The organism is Corallococcus sp. AB038B, assembly GCF_003668955.1.
Taxonomy (GTDB): domain Bacteria; phylum Myxococcota; class Myxococcia; order Myxococcales; family Myxococcaceae; genus Corallococcus; species Corallococcus exiguus.
In genome coordinates this window covers 1-657 of sequence record NZ_RAWO01000054.1, presented here as the reverse complement: position 1 = coordinate 657, position 657 = coordinate 1, and the positions used below count along the sequence as shown (strand labels likewise).

Annotated in this window: 2 protein-coding genes; one reads left to right on the top strand and one right to left on the bottom strand. The window is 68.6% G+C overall.

The features are described 5' to 3' along the window. Window positions 1-330 (bottom strand): hypothetical protein (locus D7Y04_RS42490; RefSeq protein ID WP_147477328.1); only part of this gene is annotated, 330 nt, incomplete at its 3' end. Window positions 331-481: 151 nt separating this feature from the next. Here D7Y04_RS42490 and D7Y04_RS44760 point away from each other — a divergent pair. Continuing rightward, window positions 482-619, top strand: a complete 138-nt coding sequence (locus D7Y04_RS44760) for a hypothetical protein (protein WP_158627691.1) — start codon at window positions 482-484, stop codon at window positions 617-619. Window positions 620-657: the final 38 nt, after the last annotated feature.

Genomic DNA, 657 nt, shown 5'->3' with positions numbered 1-657 from the left:
GGGCACCACCACGAGATGCGCGAGGTACTCCGCCTGCGTGCCCTCCGGGAAACGCATGAGCACTCCTCGCGGCAGCGCCACCTCGAGCATCAGTCCTTCTCGCGTCCGCGGCGCGGGGGACGCGACCACCTCCACGGGAAGGAACCTCCCCCGTGGCCCCTCTGTCGATTCGGGCCTCCGCCCCAGTGCGGACCTCGGCTTCTTGTTCAGCTTGTACTGGAAGGCGCTGAGCGAGACCTCGTGCCTGTCCGCGAACTGCTTCTGCGTCAGCCCGCTCGCCTCGAACTCTTCTACCAACTGCTTCCACTCATCCGGATTGGGTCGTCGCATGCCGGAGTGAACCGGCGGGTCCACCCCCGTTCAGGACGTCGGCCGTCGGGCGCTTACCAACAACGAGCACCTTCACTCCGCCATCCGCTTCGTCCCGCCCGACGACAGGCACTTCGGTCGCGAGGCCTCGCTGCTGGCGCGACGCCACCAGGTGTACCAGCGCGCCCACTCCCGTCACCCGGAGCGCTGGAGCCGCGTCACGCGCAACTGGACTCCCGCGGGCTCCGTCCGCCTGGGCCCCTCGCCCAGTCTCACCCCGGCCGTGCAGGAGGTGAAGCGCATCGGCTGAACCCTCTCACGCGACATCTACCTTGACGCTCACCGCCT